Source organism: Rhodococcus ruber NBRC 15591 (assembly GCF_001894945.1).
In the GTDB taxonomy this organism is placed as follows: Bacteria; Actinomycetota; Actinomycetes; order Mycobacteriales; family Mycobacteriaceae; genus Rhodococcus; species Rhodococcus ruber.
In genome coordinates this window covers 68,152-80,281 of the sequence record NZ_BCXE01000006.1, presented here as the reverse complement: position 1 = coordinate 80,281, position 12,130 = coordinate 68,152, and the positions used below count along the sequence as shown (strand labels likewise).

Below are 12,130 nucleotides of genomic sequence, written 5' to 3'. Positions count from 1 at the left end.
GACATTCGGCCACCAGGCATTCGGCCACCAGGGCGTTGGGCCACCAGGGCGTTGGGCCACAACAACGTTCAGGGACGATATGCGCCCGACGTCTCGAGGACCCACGCGAACTCGAAGGCGACCTCGCGCCACTTCTCGTACCGGCCGGACACGCCCCCGTGGCCGGCGCTCATCTCCGTCTTGAGCAGCAGCGGCGCGTCGCCGGTCTTCGTCGCGCGCAGCTTGGCCACCCACTTGGCCGGTTCGACGTAGAGCACCCGCGTGTCGTTGAGGCTGGTGATCGCGAGGATCGCCGGGTAGTCCTTCGCCTCGACGTTCTCGTACGGGCTGTACGAGCGCATGTACTCGTACACCTCGGGGTTGTCGAGGGGGTTGCCCCACTCGTCCCACTCGATCACCGTGAGCGGCAGCGACGGGTCCAGGATCGAGGTGAGCGGGTCGACGAACGGCACGTTCGCGAGGATCCCGGCGAACAACTCCGGCGCGAGGTTCGCCACCGCACCCATGAGCAGTCCGCCCGCACTGCCGCCGTCGGCGACGAGGCGGTCGGGCCGGGTGACGCCGGTGTCGATCAGATGCCGGGCGCAGGCGACGAAATCGGTGAAGGTGTTCTTCTTCGCCAGCGTCTTGCCGTTCTCGTACCAGTGCCGGCCCATCTCGCCGCCGCCCCGCACGTGGGCCACCGCGAAGACCATCCCCCGGTCGAGGAGCGACAGCCGCGCCACCGAGAAGCCGGGGTCGATGCTGGCCTCGTACGACCCGTACCCGTAGAGCAGCGCCGGCGCATTCGCGGGCGCACCCTTGCGGGCCACGATCGACAGCGGGATGCGCGTGCCGTCCTCTGCCACCGCCCAGTCCCGGCGCTGCTCGTAGTCCGACGGATCGAAGTCACCGAGCACCGGCTGGGCCTTGCGCAGCAACAGTTCTCCGGAGTCGACGACGTAGTCGTAGACGCGGCTGGGGGTGATGAACGACGTGAACCCGAGCCGCAGCATCGGCTGGTGCCATTCCGGGTTCGCACCCGGACCGACGGCGAACAGTTCCTCGTCGAACTCGAGTTCGGTCAGCTCGCCGTAGCCGTCGGCGGTCAGCGGCCACACCGCGAGCCGGGTCAGCGCCTCCCGCCGGTAACCGAGCACGAGATGCCCGGCGAACGCGTCGACGTCCTCGAGGCGCACGTCGTGCCGGTGCCCGATCAGAGTGCGCAGAGCAGACGGATCGTCCACGGGTGCCTCGGCGAGAACGAAGTTCTCCGCCTTCTCGCGCGTGATCTCACCCGTCGCGTCGTCCACCACCTCGACGACGTCGTTGTGCATGACCAGGAACCGGTCCTCGCCGCCGACGACGGCATGCTCGGCGCCGTACTCGACCCCCTCGCGCCGCGGCAGCAGCACCCGGAACTCGCCGGTGGGGTCGGCGGATTCGAGGACCCACCCCTCGGTCGTGATCTTGGATCCCACCCAGATCATCAGGTACTTCTCGCTGCGGGTGGTGCCCACCGACACCCAGAACCGCTCGTCGGACTCGTGGAAGACCCGGACGTCCTCGGTGTGGGACGTACCCAGACGGTGCCGCCACACGGTGTCCGGCCGCCAGGACTCGTCCACGGTGAGATAGAAGATGTGGCTGTGGTCGATCGCCCACGTCGCGCCGGGCGCGGTCCCGGGGATCTCGTCGGCGAGCAGCTCACCGGTGCCGAGGTTCTTGAACCGCAGCGTGTAGCGCTCGTCGCCGACGACGTCGACCGAGTAGGCGAGCAGCGTCCCGTCGTGGCTGATCGAGAACGCACCGAGGGAGAAGAACTCGTGCCCGGCGGCCTCGACGTTGCCGTCGAGCAGCACCTGCTCCCCGGGCAGTTCCACACCCGGTGCCAGCTCCGGCGGATTCCAGTCGTCGGGGTCGGAGATCGGGCAGCGGCACTGGATGCTGTACTGCTTGCCCTCGGCGGTCCGGGCGTAGTACCACCAGTCCCCCATGCGGGTGGGCACCGACATGTCGGTTTCCTGCGTGCGGGACTTGATCTCCTCGAAGATCTTCTCCCGCAAGGGCGCCAGGTGCGCGGTCTGCTTCTCGGTCCACGCGTTCTCGGCCTCGAGGTGGGCGATGACCTCGGGGTTCTCCTTGTCGCGGAGCCACTCGTACTCGTCGACGAACGTGTGCCCGTGATGCACCCGCTCGGACGGCGCCCGCTTGGCGATCGGCGCGGTCATGCGCTCGGCTCCAGCCAGTCGGAGAACGACAGACCCGAGATCCGTTCGTAGGCTTCGATATACCTCTCACGGGTGGCGTCGACGATGTGCTGCGGCAGGGGCGGCGGCGGGGTGTCGGAGGCGCGGTCCCATCCGGACTCGGGACTCGTCAGCCAATCGCGCACGAACTGCTTGTCGAAGCTGGGCTGCACCTTGCCCGGCTCGTACCCCTCGGCGGGCCAGTAGCGCGACGAATCCGGGGTGAGCACCTCGTCGGCGAGGACGAGGTGCCCGGCGCCGTCGAGTCCGAACTCGAACTTCGTGTCGGCCAGCAGGATGCCTTTGTCCGCCGCGTACATCGCGGCGCGGCCGTAGATGTCGAGGGTGTCCTCGCGCAGCTTCACGGCGAGATCCTGGCCGACCTTGTCGACGACCTCGTCGAAGGTGATGTTCTCGTCGTGGTCGCCGAGTTCGGCCTTGCTCGCGGGAGTGAAGATCGGATCGGGCAGCCGGCTGGCCTCCACGAGGCCGTCGGGCAGCGGGACGCCGCACACCCCACCGGTCCTCCGGTAGTCGATCAGGCCCGATCCGGTGAGGAAGCCGCGGGCGACGCACTCGATCGGCACCATCTTCAGCCGTTTGACGACGAGGGCGCGGCCGAGGACCTCGGCGGGGATGCGGTCGTCGTCGGGCTCACCGGCGAGGTGATGGTTCACCTCGAGCAGGTTGAAGAAGAACACGCTCATCGCGGTGAGCACCCGGCCCTTGTCGGGAATCGGGGTGTCGAGCACGTGATCGTATGCCGAGATCCGGTCGCTGGCCACGAGGAGCAGGTGCTCGTCGTCTATGACATACAGGTCCCGGACCTTGCCGCCGGCGAGGTGGGGGTAGGACTCGAGTGATGGACGCACGGTGCCACCCTAGTGCGCCGCCCGGACCTGCACGGCACCCCCGCCCGATCCCGGGATCGTTCACGACGACAATGATCGTGACCGGAACCCCACCCCGAACAGGAGCGTGATGTCGGCGGCACCCCGGATCGACGTGGGTCTGCGCTCGGAACGCGGACCGATTCTCGCGGCCCTGATGCTCGCCACCGCGCTCGTCGCACTCGAGAGCACCGTCCTGGCCACCGCCGTTCCGACCGTCGTCGCGGACCTCGGTGGCTTCACGCAGTTCCCGTGGCTGTTCTCGAGTTACCTGCTCACCCAGGCCGTGCTCGTGCCGGTGTACGGCAAGTTGTCGGACGTGTACGGGCGCAGACCCGTGCTGGTGTTCGGGATCGCGCTGTTCGCCCTGGGCTCGGCGCTGTGCGCGCTGGCATGGAGCATGCCGGCCCTGATCGCGTTCCGCGCGGTACAGGGACTGGGCGCGGGGGCCGTGCTGCCGATGGCGCAGACCATCGCCGGCGACATCTACACCGTCGCCGAACGCGCGAAGGCCCAGGGCTACCTCGCGAGCGTGTGGGGCATGTCGGCGATCGTCGGCCCCGCCGTGGGCGGGGTCTTCTCCGACTTCGTGTCGTGGCGGTGGATCTTCTGGATCAACCTGCCGCTGTGCGCGCTGGCCGTGGCGGTGCTGCTGAGGGCGTTCACCGAGTCACGGCCCTCCGGGCCGCGGCGGCCGGTGGACCGGGCCGGTGCCGCGACGCTCGCGGCGGGCTCCGGACTGCTGATCCTGGGTCTGCTCGAGGGTGGGCAGGCCTGGGCGTGGGCGTCGGCGCCGAGCGTCGGGGTGTTCGCGGCCGCCGCGACGCTGCTGCTGCTGTTCGTGTGGGTGGAGCGACGCGCGGCGGAGCCGATCCTGCCGCCGTGGGTTTTCGCCCGCCGCGTCGTGCTCACCAGCAGCGCGGTCGCTGCTCTCGTCGGCGCCGTGGTGCTGGGCCTGACCTCCTACGTGCCGGCGTTCGTGCAGGGGTCGCTGGGCACCACGGCGCTGGTGGCGGGATTCACCCTGTCGACGATGACGATCGGCTGGCCGCTCGCGGCGGCGCGCTCCGGCTGGTTCTACCTGCGGATCGGGTTCCGCAACACCGCGATGATCGGCTCCGTCCCGGTGCTGGCCGGCACCGGTCTGCTGACGCTGCTCGACGAGCGGTCACCGGTGTGGCAGGTCGCGGGGTGCTGCGTACTCGTCGGTCTCGGGATGGGCCTGATCGCGAGCCCGGCGCTGATCTCGGCGCAGTCGAGCGTGACGTGGGCCGAGCGTGGGGTGGTGACGGGGGCGTACTCGTTCGCCCGCTCGATCGGCAGCGCCGTCGGGGTCGCGGTCTTCGGGGCACTGGCGAATGCGGCCGCGCACGACGTCGCCGGCTCGGGACCGCTCGCGCCGGAGCAGCTCGCCGACGCGGTGGCGCCGGTGTTCGTCGCCCTTCTCGTGACCGCGGTGGCCCTGGCCGTGACGGCCGCCACGATGCCGAACCGGCCTGCGGAACAACCCGACCCCACCTAGATTGGAAAGGCTCACCTAAGGTGTGGGGTATGTCGAACGAAGACGGGCTGCTGCCCAGCGTCATCGAAGTCGCGAAGGTCGAGGACATCACCCCCCGCATGCGCCGCGTCACGTTCGCCGGACGCGGCGTCGAGGTCTACGCGAGCGACCCGACCCGGGTGCCCAACATCAAGCTGATCTTCCCGCGCGCGAACGGTGACCTCGACCTGCCCGTCAACACCGGCGGCCGGCGCCTCGAGTGGCCCGACCCCACGCTCAAGGCGCAGGTCCGCACCTACACCGTGCGGCGACTCGACCCCGCGGCCGCCGAGATGGACGTCGACTTCGTCCGGCACGGCGACGAGGGCCTGGCCAGTGCCTGGGCGGAGCGGGCCCGTCCCGGCGATCGCCTCGCGGCGGCCGGCGGCGGCGGGATCGTCGCGCCCCCGGCCGACTGGTACCTGATCGTCGGCGACGAGACGGCGCTGCCCGCGATCGGCCGCATGCTCGAACGCCTCCCCGAGGGCGCCCGGGGCACCGCCGTCGTCGAGGTCGCCGACGAGGGCGAACACCAGGACCTGCGCTCCCCCGCCGACATCGAGATCCGCTGGGTGCACCGCGACGGCGCCCCCGCGGGCACCACCACGCACCTGACCGACGCGGCGACCGCCGTGCCGATCCCCGACGGCGAACTGAAGCGATTCGCGTGGGTGTCGGCCGAATCGAAGACCGTGCTGCGGATGCGCAGCTACCTGCGCCACGAGGCCGGCTTCGACCGCCGGTCCACCCTCGTCATCGGCTACTGGCGGCACGGCATGACCGAGACCGGGTACGGCCGCACCACCGACCACGACCGGGACTTCACCGAGCACGACGCCTGAGCCGGGCCGAGCGACTCGGGCCGAGCGGATGTATCGTCCCCCTCCTCAGCGCCGGCGGGCGATACATTCGCTCGGCCGCAGGCCGCTCAGGGCGACGAGTCGGGCCCGTGCACCTGGTCGTGCAGGGCCTCCATCCGGACGTCGAGGTCGCGGGCGGTCGCGGCCGCCGCGCGCAGTTCGTCGAGCAGTTCGACGGGCACCGCCTTGTCGTACTTGTAGAAGATCTTGTGTTCGAGGCTGGCCCAGAAGTCCATCGCGACGGTGCGGATCTGCAGTTCGACGAACACCGGCTGCACGCGGTCGGACATGAAGACGGGGACCTCGACGATCGCGTGCAGGCTCCGGTATCCGTTGGGCTTCGGGCACGCGATGTAGTCCTTGACCTGGACGACCCGGATGTCGTGCTGCCCGGTGATCAGGTCGAAGATCCGGTAGACGTCGGAGACGAAGCTGCAGGTGATGCGGATGCCCGCGATGTCGTAGATGTTGTCGCGGATCGCGTCGAGGGTGAGCGGCAGGTTCTTGCGGACGGCCTTCTCGACGACCGATTCGGGGGTCTTCAGCCGCGACTTGACGTGCTCGATCGGGTTGTGGTCGTGGGCGAAGCCGAACTCCTCCCGCAGGATGTTGATCTTGGTCATCATCTCGTCGATGCCGAACTTGTAGACCATCAGGACGCGGCGGAACTCCCGCTGGAGCGCGATCTGCGGCGGGTCCAGGTGGAGCTGCGCGGGCTCGAGTCGTGGTTGCCTCAGCTGCACGTCGTCAGCGCCGTCCACCGTTTCTGTCACCGTCTGTCTCCTCGTCGCCTTCCCGATCGAGTCTGCCAGGTCGGCCGAGGGTGGGGCCCGGCGACGACTCGGAGCCGCGGCGACGAGCGTGGGCGCGAGGCGCAGCGACCGCGCCGGAACGGCACGGTCGCTGCGCGCCCTCACGCGGGCACCGTCGTCACCACGGCAGCGGCACCCACCGGTCGAACAGCCAGAACCCGTGCCCCTGCGACCCGGGCTGCTGATGCTGCGGGGCCGGCCGCTGCGGGGCCGGCTGCGGCTGTTGCTGCTGGTGCTGCATCGGGGACGCCTCGGCGCTCGCGGCGCCGGCGCCCACCGCCGCCAACGCGATCGTCCCGGTCGCCGCGACCTTGCCCAGCTTCGTGTTCAGAACCTTCACGACTTCGCAGTCCTCTCGTCAGGGGCGAGGCGGTTCCCCGCCCGTCGGACGACTCGACACCGACTCGCGCAGCCGGCAGCAGGCTCGGGAAACCCTGACGTTCGGCTCCGAATTCGCGATGCCCGCCCGCGGTGGCCGCCGCGGACGCCCTGACCGTCCGTCCCGACGAATCGGATCCGGTACGGCTCAGCATGTCGTATCCCCCTCCGGCACAGCGAGATCGACGAGGTAGCGTGCGACAGGCAGGTCGATGCACCACTGGCCGCTCAGCACCACCCCGTGCTGGGTTCCGCGGTACGTGACGAGCACCGCGTCCAGTTGCTTCGCCAGGTCCACCCCCGCCTGGTACGGCGTCGCCGGATCCTCGGTGGTGGAGACGACGACGATCGGGGGCAGGCCGTCGACCTCCACGGCGTGCCGATCTCCCGTCGGCGGCACGGGCCAGAAGGCGCACGCACCGAGCGGCGCGTTGCCGGTGCCGCGGCCGTCGTCGAGGAACGGTGCCGCTGCACGGGACCGGGTGTCGAGTTCACCGGCCACCGCCGGGTCGGTCACGGCGGCGTCGTCGACGCACCGCACAGCCGCCATCGCCTCGCCGGAGTTCGAGTACGAGCCGTCGGCGAACCGGCCCTCGTACATGTCGGCCAGCAGCAGCAGCGTGTCGCCCCGGCCCTGCTCCAGCTCGGTGAGTCCGGTCCGCAGGTACTCCCAGCCCTGCGGCGAGTACAGGGTGGCGACGACACCGCTGATCGCGTTCGGATAGCTCAGTCCCCGCGGATCGTCCGTGGCCGCGGGACGGTCGATGAGGGGATCGACCAGCGAGCGGAACCGCGCGACCGCGGCCGCGGGATCGGCGCCGAGGGGGCAGTCCTCGCGGGTCGCGCAGTTCGCGGCGAACGCGTCGAATGCCTGCTGGAAGCCGGCGGCCTGCCGCACCGCCTCCTCGACGGGGTCCTGCTGTGGATCGAGCGCCCCGTCGAGCACCATCGCGCGTACGTTGCCGGGGAACGCCTCCGCATAGGCCGAGCCGAGCCGGGTCCCGTACGAGTATCCGAGGTAGTTCAATCCCGCGTCGCCGAGCGCGGCCCGGATGACGTCCATGTCCCGCACCACGTCGCGGGTGCCCACGTGTGCGAGCACGTCGGTGCCGGTGCGTTCGGCGCAGCGCGCCGCGTACTCCCGGCTCTTCTGCTCGGCCCGGGCAATGCCCTCGGCGGTCATGTCCACCACGGGATCCTGCCGCCACGCGTCGGTCTCCTCGGATGTCAGGCAGTCGATCCGCGGCGTCGACGCCCCGATTCCGCGCGGATCGAATCCGACGACGTCGAACCGCTCGGCGAGTTCGGTGCCGTCGGCGACGACGGCCGTCCCGAGCCCGGAGGCTCCCGGTCCGCCCGGGTTGACGAGCAGTGATCCGATCTTCTCTCCCGTCGCCCGCGAACGGGACAGGGCGACCTGCGCCGTATCGCCCTCGGGGCTCTCGTAGTCGATCGGCACGGTCACCCGCGCGCACTCGAGCCCGGCCCCGACCAGGTCCGACCCGTCGGTGCTGTAGCCGTCGCACGACTCCCACCGGACCTGCTGGGTGTAGAACGGTTCGAGGCCGGGCGGGATCTCACCGGTCGTGGAGGCGAAGCCGGTGGCGACGACCGGAGACGAGAACCCGCCCACGATCAGGGCCGTCGCCGCTCCCGTTGTGGTCACCAACTGCAGGACCCGTTGCCGGATCCCGCGTTCGCCGTTCGACGCCATGAATCGACCTGCCCTCCAGTGGTACTCGACCGGAGGAAGCAGATCCCTCCGCGGACCACTACAGGGTCGGCGCCGACGGCGCTCGGTACCACCACCCCGAGGGTGCCGATGGGCACCCCCTCGACGGCACCGCGCGGCCCGCTCGTGCGGTCAGCCGGGTCGCTCGGCGATGCGCTTGATCGCCTCGAGGCGACGGTCCCACTGCCGTCCGATCGAGTCCAGCTCGCCGGCCAGTTCGCCGAGCCGGGTTCCGATTGCCCGGTAGCGGATCTCCCGCCCGATCCGGAACGACTCCACGAGCCCGGCGTCGGCGAGGACGGTCAGGTGCTTCGCGATCGCCTGACGGCTGACCGGCAGCCGCTCCGCGAGCGCACTCGCGGACAGGTCCTCGGCGCCGATCGCGGTGAGGATGTTCCAGCGGGTTTCGTCGGCCAGTACCGCGAGCACCGCCGGAACTCCCTTCGCCACATCGTTCACCGGGATTCCAGGAACTCCACCAGATCGCCGAGTTCGGCGCGCCAGCCGTCGACGTTGCCGTCGTGGGCCGCCTGCGGGTCGACGAGCTCCTCGAAGCCGGTTTCCACCAGGGTCAGCCGGGTGCCGCCGTCGATCTCCGCGAGGTCGAACCGCACCACCGTGGAGTTACCCGGCACCGGGTCCACGTTCGCGTCGCGGGCCCAGCGGTAGACGAGCGTCTTCGGCTCGTCCACATGCTCGACCAGGACGCGGAAGGGACCGTGGTCGTGTCCCGTCCAGCCGAACGCGCCCGCGCCTCCGGGCGATGCGTCGAATTCGATTCTGTCGCCGAACCATTGCGCGATCAGTTCGGGTTCGGTCAGTGCGGCCCATACCTTGGTGGCCGGGGCCGCGATGTCGATGGTGCGGGTGATGTCGAGCGGGGCCATGATCGCCTCCAGTCCGGGGATACGATTTGTGCAACTCCAGGGTTGCATCTCTCTCCCCAAACCGCAACCCCGAAGTTGCACTAATTCGGGTCTTCGCGGCGCCGGGCCGTCTCTCAGAGCTCCCGGTCGACGACGAGCATCTGGACGGCCCCGAACCAGGGGACGATCCGGCCCGGCAGGGCGGCAATCGGCTCGAGTCGATGCCCGAACCGCGCCGCGGTGAACAACCGGCCCCGCACCTGGGCCCGGCCGTGTCGACCGCCCAGGCGGCGCAGCTCTCGCCGAGAAACGTAGCGTGCGGCCGAGTACGGCGCTCGTCGGGTGGGCCGATCGATCCACCCCCACGGGCTGGTGGGGTTGAGGGTGAGCGCGACGATGCGCCCGCCCGGGCGAGTGATACGGGCCATCTCGACCAGCACCGCCGCGGCGTCGGTGAATTCGAGGGTCGCGATCGTGACGGCGGCGTCGGCAACGGCATCCGGCACGGGCAGGCGAGTGGCGTCGGCGCGCACGAGCCGGGCGGGTGCCCGGTCGGTCGCGACGGAGAGCATGCCCGCCGCGAGGTCCACACCGAGCATTCGGGCACCGCGGTGGGCGAGATGGCTCACGAGCCGGCCGGTCCCGCAGCCGACCTCGACCACGGTCCGGCCGGCCACGTCGGGCAGGACCTCGTCGACCGCGTCGCGCTCCACCGCCCAGGCGTGGGCACCCCACGGGGTGTCGAACCAGGTGTCGTAGTCCCGCGCCCGCGCAGCGCCGGTCGTCATCCGTCGCTGCGCGGGGGCGTGGGGGTGCGGAACGTGGACATGCCGTCGGGTTCCCCGCATCCGAGCCCCGAAACAACGGCTCGCGCCGGACCTCGGCTGCGGGTACGCCGTCAGTCGAAGTCCGGAACGGCGACGGTGTCGGAGACCACGCTGTAGACGAGCAGCAGGACGCCGTTGTCGAGGACCTTGCAGTCGCGGAGGTCGAGGGTCGCCTGCGCCTCGACGGAGTCGAACAGGCGCCGGCCCGAGCCGACCAGCACGGGGTAGACGGCGAGCCGGTACTCGTCGACGAGTCCCTGACTGCGCAGGAACTCGACGAGGCTGCCGCTCCCCATGACCAGCAGGTTCTTCTCGGCCTTGAGGGCGCGGATCCCCTCCGCGACGTCGCCCTCGATGCGGGTCGCGTTCCACTCGAGTTCGGTGAGCGTGGTCGTGGCGACGTGTTTGGGAATGTCGTTCATCTGCGCCTTGGACGCGTCGTCCTCGCCGGGATGATCGGGCCAGACCGCGGCAAACTCCTGGTAGGTGGTGCGGCCGAGGAGCAACGCGTCCGCCTCGTTCAATTCGCCGTCCTTGAACGCGGCGATCGTGTCGTTCCAGTACGGGAACGTCCACGCGGGGTTCTCCATGACGCCGTCCGCAGAGACGAACTCGGTGACCGTGACCTTGCCCATGACATCCACTCCTCTTCGGCTTGCCCCGTCCGCGCGGACGGGCGTGCTGTCTCGGATACAGACCGGCCGGCTCCGCCGAACTCATCGCGGCACGGACCGGACGGACTCAGACGACGCGCTCGAGGCTAGTGCCCTCGTCGAGCCGGCGCAGCGTCCGTAGGCCCGCCCACAGCAGCGCGGTGACCACCAGCCCGACGGCGCCGTACGCGGGCAGCGCCGCGGAGATCGGCACCAGCGTCGCCACACCGCCCGCGACCACCGCGCCGACGGAGGCGCCGGCGGTGACCTGCGCCGCCCACACCGCGGCGATACGCCCGCGGTACTCGTCGGGAGTGTGCTTCTGCACCGTCGCATACCGGACGATATCGGTGAGCGCGTCGCCGAAACCGTGCGCGGCCAGACCGATCAGCGCCACCGCGACGGTCGCGGTGAGGCCCGCCCCGACGAGCCCCGCGGCGGAGACGGCCATGAGCACGAAGATCGCCTGTCCGGACCGGCGGAGACGACCGGTCCAGCCGCTGGTGAGGGAGCCGATCACCGCGCCGACCGCCGGGGCGGTATAGAGCAGTCCGACCACCGACGGTCCCGCGCCGAGCACCTCCGTCGCGTACTCGGGGACGAGCACCGACCAGCCGGCGAGCAGCATCGTCACGAACCCGCACACGAGCACGCCGCCGATGACGCGGTTTCCCGCCGCGTAGCGGAAGCCGCTCGCCACCGAACGCAGCGGCGACTCGTCGGCGACGTGGGCCGGCGGCAGCGCCGGCAGCCGGGTGATGCAGAAGGTCGTGATCGCGGTGGTGAACGCGGCCAGCGCGTAGGCCACCCCGACTCCCCCGGTCGCGATGACGACGCCGCCGAGCGCCGGCCCGATCATCGCGCCCAGGTCGCCGGTCAGCGCCATGAGGGCGCCGGCGGCGGCCATCTTCTCCCGCGGCAGCAGGCTCGGTGTGACGGCCATCAGCGCCGTTGCGGAGATGCCACCGCACACACCGTCGATCACCGCCGCCACGTAGACGACCCACATCCTCGGATCGGGCAGGAACGCGTTCACCGCGAGCACCGCGAACGCCACACCCGCCGTGCCGCGCGCGAGCGCGATGACCCGGCGCCGGTCGTAGCGGTCGGCGAGCACCCCGCCGGCAAAGGTGGCGGCGAACGTGGTCACGCCGAGCACCGCCGAGACCGCGGCGACCTGCGCGGTGGATCCGGTGAGCCGATACACCTGCAGGGGCACGGCGACGACGAGGAAGCCGAGGCCGAACAGCGACACGACCCGGGCGGTGAAGATGTAGCGGAATTCGCGGCTGGTGCGCAGCGGGTCGAGGTCGAGGACCAGCCTGTCGATCAGGGCCACGGCCG

General features: G+C 70.6%; 12 protein-coding genes. 2 read left to right on the top strand and 10 right to left on the bottom strand.

From position 1 onward, the window contains the following. Window positions 1–68: 68 nt before the first annotated feature. The gene (locus RR3_RS05630) at window positions 69–2,210 is read right to left on the bottom strand and encodes a S9 family peptidase (protein WP_064066462.1); all 2,142 of its coding nucleotides are present in this window, start codon (window positions 2,208–2,210) and stop codon (window positions 69–71) included. Then, window positions 2,207–3,100 (bottom strand): phosphoribosylaminoimidazolesuccinocarboxamide synthase, encoded by an 894-nt coding sequence (locus tag RR3_RS05625; RefSeq protein ID WP_064066461.1) that lies wholly within the window; start codon window positions 3,098–3,100, stop codon window positions 2,207–2,209. Before RR3_RS05625 ends, RR3_RS05630 begins: the two co-directional genes overlap by 4 nt. 109 nt (window positions 3,101–3,209) lie before the next feature. Here RR3_RS05625 and RR3_RS05620 point away from each other — a divergent pair, with 109 nt between their 5' ends. Both RR3_RS05620 and RR3_RS05615 read left to right on the top strand, forming a co-directional pair. Then, complete coding sequence (locus RR3_RS05620) at window positions 3,210–4,640, top strand: MDR family MFS transporter (RefSeq protein WP_010593788.1); 1,431 nt, start codon at window positions 3,210–3,212, stop codon at window positions 4,638–4,640. A gap of 29 nt (window positions 4,641–4,669) precedes the next feature. After that, window positions 4,670–5,500 carry a siderophore-interacting protein gene (locus RR3_RS05615; RefSeq protein ID WP_017680603.1) on the top strand — a complete coding sequence of 277 codons (831 nt, stop codon included), beginning with the start codon at window positions 4,670–4,672 and terminating at the stop codon, window positions 5,498–5,500. Between the two features lie 86 nt (window positions 5,501–5,586). Here RR3_RS05615 and RR3_RS05610 read toward each other — a convergent pair whose 3' ends face one another. The 8 genes from RR3_RS05610 to entS form a co-directional block, all read right to left on the bottom strand. After that, window positions 5,587–6,255 carry a GTP pyrophosphokinase gene (locus tag RR3_RS05610; RefSeq protein ID WP_371851025.1) on the bottom strand — a complete coding sequence of 223 codons (669 nt, stop codon included), beginning with the start codon at window positions 6,253–6,255 and terminating at the stop codon, window positions 5,587–5,589. Between the two features lie 193 nt (window positions 6,256–6,448). Beyond that, a complete protein-coding gene (locus RR3_RS05605; RefSeq protein WP_017680602.1) occupies window positions 6,449–6,670 on the bottom strand; it encodes a hypothetical protein in 222 nt (73 codons plus the stop codon). 186 nt (window positions 6,671–6,856) lie between these two features. After that, the gene (locus RR3_RS05600) at window positions 6,857–8,422 is read right to left on the bottom strand and encodes an alpha/beta hydrolase (protein WP_040273982.1); all 1,566 of its coding nucleotides are present in this window, start codon (window positions 8,420–8,422) and stop codon (window positions 6,857–6,859) included. A gap of 150 nt (window positions 8,423–8,572) precedes the next feature. After that, window positions 8,573–8,899, bottom strand: a complete 327-nt coding sequence (locus RR3_RS05595) for an ArsR/SmtB family transcription factor (protein ID WP_017680600.1) — start codon at window positions 8,897–8,899, stop codon at window positions 8,573–8,575. After that, the gene (locus tag RR3_RS05590) at window positions 8,896–9,327 is read right to left on the bottom strand and encodes an SRPBCC family protein (protein ID WP_010593782.1); all 432 of its coding nucleotides are present in this window, start codon (window positions 9,325–9,327) and stop codon (window positions 8,896–8,898) included. The genes RR3_RS05595 and RR3_RS05590 overlap by 4 nt, the downstream gene beginning before the upstream one ends. A 113-nt stretch (window positions 9,328–9,440) precedes the next feature. Next, window positions 9,441–10,094 carry a class I SAM-dependent methyltransferase gene (locus RR3_RS05585; RefSeq protein WP_010593781.1) on the bottom strand — a complete coding sequence of 218 codons (654 nt, stop codon included), beginning with the start codon at window positions 10,092–10,094 and terminating at the stop codon, window positions 9,441–9,443. Window positions 10,095–10,204: 110 nt separating this feature from the next. Beyond that, window positions 10,205–10,768, bottom strand: a complete 564-nt coding sequence (locus RR3_RS05580) for a dihydrofolate reductase family protein (protein ID WP_010593780.1) — start codon at window positions 10,766–10,768, stop codon at window positions 10,205–10,207. 106 nt (window positions 10,769–10,874) lie between these two features. Then, entirely contained in the window at window positions 10,875–12,125 is a 1,251-nt protein-coding gene (entS, locus tag RR3_RS05575; RefSeq protein ID WP_040273976.1) for an enterobactin transporter EntS, read from the bottom strand. Window positions 12,126–12,130: the final 5 nt, after the last annotated feature.